At 66.1% G+C, this 4,170-nt stretch carries 4 protein-coding genes; 3 read left to right on the forward strand and 1 reads right to left on the reverse strand.

What is annotated here, in order from left to right:
* Nucleotides 1-52: 52 nt before the first annotated feature.
* Complete coding sequence (locus tag D3261_RS19285; protein WP_120075211.1) at nt 53-913, forward strand: 3-hydroxyacyl-CoA dehydrogenase family protein; 861 nt, start codon at nt 53-55, stop codon at nt 911-913.
* A gap of 25 nt (nt 914-938) precedes the next feature.
* Here D3261_RS19285 and D3261_RS19290 read toward each other — a convergent pair whose 3' ends face one another.
* On the reverse strand, nt 939-1,940 hold the full coding sequence (locus D3261_RS19290; protein WP_120075213.1) for a TatD family hydrolase: 1,002 nt from the start codon (nt 1,938-1,940) through the stop codon (nt 939-941).
* A 118-nt stretch (nt 1,941-2,058) separates the two neighbouring features.
* On the opposite strand from D3261_RS19290, the gene D3261_RS19295 reads away from it, so the two are divergent.
* Nucleotides 2,059-2,877, forward strand: a complete 819-nt coding sequence (locus tag D3261_RS19295; protein WP_233554047.1) for an alpha/beta fold hydrolase — start codon at nt 2,059-2,061, stop codon at nt 2,875-2,877.
* Between the two features lie 108 nt (nt 2,878-2,985).
* Nucleotides 2,986-3,942 carry a VOC family protein gene (locus D3261_RS19300; RefSeq protein WP_199694078.1) on the forward strand — a complete coding sequence of 319 codons (957 nt, stop codon included), beginning with the start codon at nt 2,986-2,988 and terminating at the stop codon, nt 3,940-3,942.
* Nucleotides 3,943-4,170: the final 228 nt, after the last annotated feature.

Below are 4,170 nucleotides of genomic sequence, written 5' to 3' on the forward strand. Positions count from 1 at the left end.
CCCTCCGCCACCGCATCAGCAGGCTTACGACCGCACCGTCCCGACCCGCCCCATGCGAGAGCTCGATTCGATCTCGACGGTTGGCGTCGTCGGCGCGGGCACGATGGGCAACGGCATCGCCCAGGTCGCGGCGACGGCCGGTTACGACGTGGTGATGCGCGACATCGAGACCGAGTTCGTCGACCGCGGCCTCGACGCCATCGAGAGCAGTCTCGACAGATTGGTCGGGAGCGAGAAACTCACCGAGGAGGAAGCCGAGAACGCCCGCAAGCGGGTCACGGGAACCACCGACCTCGATGCGCTCGCCGACTGTGACCTCGTGGTCGAGGCCGCCGTCGAGAATATGACTGTGAAACAGGACATCTTCGCGGACCTCGACGAGGTCGTGCCCGAGGACGTGGTGCTCGCGACCAACACGAGTACGCTCTCGGTGACCTCCATCGCGAGCGCGACCGAGCGGCCCGACCTCGTCGTGGGGCTCCACTTCATGAACCCGGTGCCCGTGATGAAAGGTGTCGAGTTGGTCGTCGGCGAGCACACCGACGAGGCAGTGGTCGAATTCGCTCACGCGTTCGCCGAGGACTTGGATAAGGAGACCTGGGAATCCGACGACAAACCGGGCTTCGTCTCGAACCGGATCCTGATGCCGTGGATCAACGAAGGCATCAGAGCCTTCGACGAGGGTGTCGCCACGAAGAACGACATCGATCGCGGGATGAAGCTCGGGACCAACGTCCCGATGGGGCCCCTCGAGTTGGCCGACCACATCGGGCTCGACATCTGTCTCGACGCGACACAGACGCTCCACGACGAACTCGGCGACCGCTATACCCCTGCGTACCTCCTGAAACGCAAGGTCGAGGCGGGCGACCTCGGGAAGAAGACCGGTCGCGGGTTCTACGACTACGACTGAGGCTCGTGGCACCTCTTGAGCGGGCTCAGTCCGCGAGCCCGTAGACGCTCCGGGGGTTCTCGAAGACGACCTGTCGGATGTCGTCGATATCGATCCCGAGGCGGTAGAGTTCGAGGATCGTCCGTTTGACCGAGAAGACGTCCGTGTCGAGCACGTTCGCACAGTCCGTCTCGACGAGCACCCGTTCGGGACCGTACTCCTCGATGGCCGCGGCGACGTCGGCGGCCGTGACGCCCGTCAGCCACTCGTAGCCGACGGTGAAGCTCGCATAGCAGTCCGTCTCGCCGAGCAGATAGTCGACGTTGTTGGGGTCGGCGTGGGAGGCGACGACCCGCTCTTCCGCGAGACCCGCCTCGTGTGCGGCGTCGACGTCGATCTCGACGGCTTCGAGCGCGGGGTTCTCGCCCGTGAGCACCGGCTCCTCCGCGAGTTCGGTGTTCAGCTCGAATCCCGGTAGCCCGACACCCGGTCGGTAGTCCGGTCCCTCGCCGGTCGCGTTCGGGGTGTGGAGTATCACCGGCAGGTCGTGCTCGTCCGCGAGCTCCATCTGGGCCCGCACGAGCTCGAACTGGGCGTCGAGATCCCACGACTCGACGTGTTGGGCCGGGGTGATCCCCGTCTCGCCGACGGCGACGACCTCGTCGAGCCCGCAGTAGTCGGCCATCGAGCCGACGAGTTCGGCCGGGTTCTCGATCCGGACGCCCGTGTGCGCCCCGAGCGCGAGCCCGGCCTCGAAGAAGTGGTTGCGTTCGATCGCTCGCCGACGGTTGATCGCGTCGTCCCAGAGGTATCGGACGTCCGCGGCGGTCACGGGTTTGTACGGCGTCCAGTGATAGCCCGACGCGACCATCACCATCGCGCGACAGCCGGCCAGCGAGTAGCGCTCGCGGTCGGCCCACGAGAGGGTCTGGGCGTGGGTGTGGCTGTCGATCCACGGGAGGTTGAGGAGTTCCGTCGGGAGGTCGAACTCGTCCGCCGGGAGGTGTGTCGCGTCCGTCGGGCGCTGAGTGGGGTACGGCGGTGCCATGGTCGAGACTGGCTCGGCGGGAGTTTATACCTTCAGTCCACAGCAGCGCGCTCGCTCGGCCTCTCGGGTCGACGACGGCACGAAGAATCAAATGACTCGGTACCGTCTCTCGACCGTCATGCGATCACGGACGGTTCGCGGCGGCGACGGTGTGGAGCTCTACGTCGAGGAGACGGGACCCGCGGACGGACCGACTGTCCTGTTCCTCCACGGCTACTCCCAGAGCCGGCTGTCGTGGACGAAGCAGTTCGAGTCGTCCCTCGCCGACGAGTTCCGCCTCGTTCGGGTGGACAACCGGGGTCACGGCCGCTCCGAGACTCCTCGCGAGAAGCGCGCCTACACCGACTCGTCGCTCTGGGCGGCGGACGTACAGGCCGTCGTCGAGACCCTCGACGAGGTGGTCATCGTGGCGTGGTCGTACGGTTGTCTGGTCGCCCTCGACTACCTCCGCGCGTACGGAACCGACGACGTTCGGGGTGTGAACTTCGTCGGTATCGTCTCCGGGATGGGCACCGACGCCGCGACCGAACTGCTCGGTTCGGCCTATCTCGAACTGTTCCCCGCCATCACCTCAGAGGATGCCGAGGAGAGCGTGCGGACGCTCGAACGGTTCGTCGAGCGCTCCGTCGCGGGCGACCTCGATCCGGTCGAGCGCTACTTCGTCCTCGGCTACAACGCCGTCGTCCCGCCGTTCGTCCGCGACGGGATGCGCTCGCGAACCCTCTCACACCGGGAGACGGTCGCCGAACTCGACGTTCCCCTGCTGTTCACCCACGGCGAGGAGGACCGGATCGTCGATCCGAGGGCGGTCGAAGTCACCGCGGCACTCGCCTCGGACGCGCGAACCTCACTCTACCCGAACGTCGGCCACACGCCGTTCCGGGAGGCCCCCGACCGGTTCGACGAGGAGCTCCGCGCGTTCGTTCGCCGGACGTGAATCGACATCTCCATCGCCCGCGTTGGCCGACGACTGGCCGTTCCGCAGTGTCTACGGTAATCAACAATTACATTTAGGAGCCCGTCGTATGTGGTGTCGGACCACACCATGCCGAACATAGACGGAATCCACCACGTCACCGCGTTCTGTGACGACCCCCAGGAGAACTACGACTTCTTCACGAACGTGCTGGGGCTCCGCTTCGTCAAGCGCACGGTCAGATTCGACGTGCCGGAGAAGATCTACCATCTCTACTACGGCGACGAGGTGGGCACCCCCGGTTCGATCGTGACCTACTTCCCGATGACCAACATGCCGATGGAGCAGGGCGTGGTCGGGAAGGGGAAGCTCCGGTCGGTCGGGCTGACCATCCCGGAGGGGTCGGTCGAGTACTGGCAGGGCCGATTCGAGGACCACGACGTTGCCTACACGATGGACGAACGCTTCGGCGAGACCGCCATCGAGTTCACCGACCCCGACGGCTTGCCCTTCGAACTCGTGACCGGCGAGTCCGATATCGAACCCTGGATCGAGGGCAACGACGTGCCCGCCGAGCACGCCATCCGCGGGATGTTCAACACGACCATCCACTCGGCCGACCCCGCCGGCACGATGGACGTCCTCGAAGTGATGGGCTGGGATCGGATCGGCGAGGCCACCCACCCACAGCGTGGCGACCGCATCCGATATCGAGCGCCAGGGGACGCGCCGTGTGCCGACAAAGTCGACGTGCTGATCCGCCCGAACGCGCCCGACGGCGTGATGGGGATCGGGACCTACCTCCACGTCGCCTTCCAGGTGGAGAACACCTGGGAACAGGACGCGGTGAGCGACCTGCTTCGCGAGAACGGCTACATCACCACGTCACGCAAGGACCGCGACTACTTCCACTCGCGCTACATCACCGAACCGGGCGGCTCGGTCTTCGAGTACGCGACGATGGGGCCCGGCTTCGAGATCGACCAGGACCCCGCGGAGTACGGTGACCAGCTCAAGGTGCCCGACTGGCTCGACGTCGACATCGAGCGCATCGAGGGGATGCTCCCGCCGCTCGAAACCAACTGACCGGCCACACGTCCCCTGGAGCCGGTCCGCGCCACCGGTTTCGAAACCGCAAAACACAGTATTCCGGCTCGAATTCGATTCGACATGGCATTTAGCGTCGGCACGGTGCTCCGTGAGTCGCTCCGACGGCTGGCGACCGGCCCCGCGCTGCTCGTCCTTCTGGCGCTCGTGGTCGTCGAGACGGCGGTCGCCAGCCGTCGGAGCGACTCACGGAGCACCGTGCCGACG

Origin of the sequence: Halococcus sp. IIIV-5B, from assembly GCF_003602035.1 — an archaeon.
GTDB classification, from domain to species: domain Archaea; phylum Halobacteriota; class Halobacteria; order Halobacteriales; family Halococcaceae; genus Halococcus; species Halococcus salsus.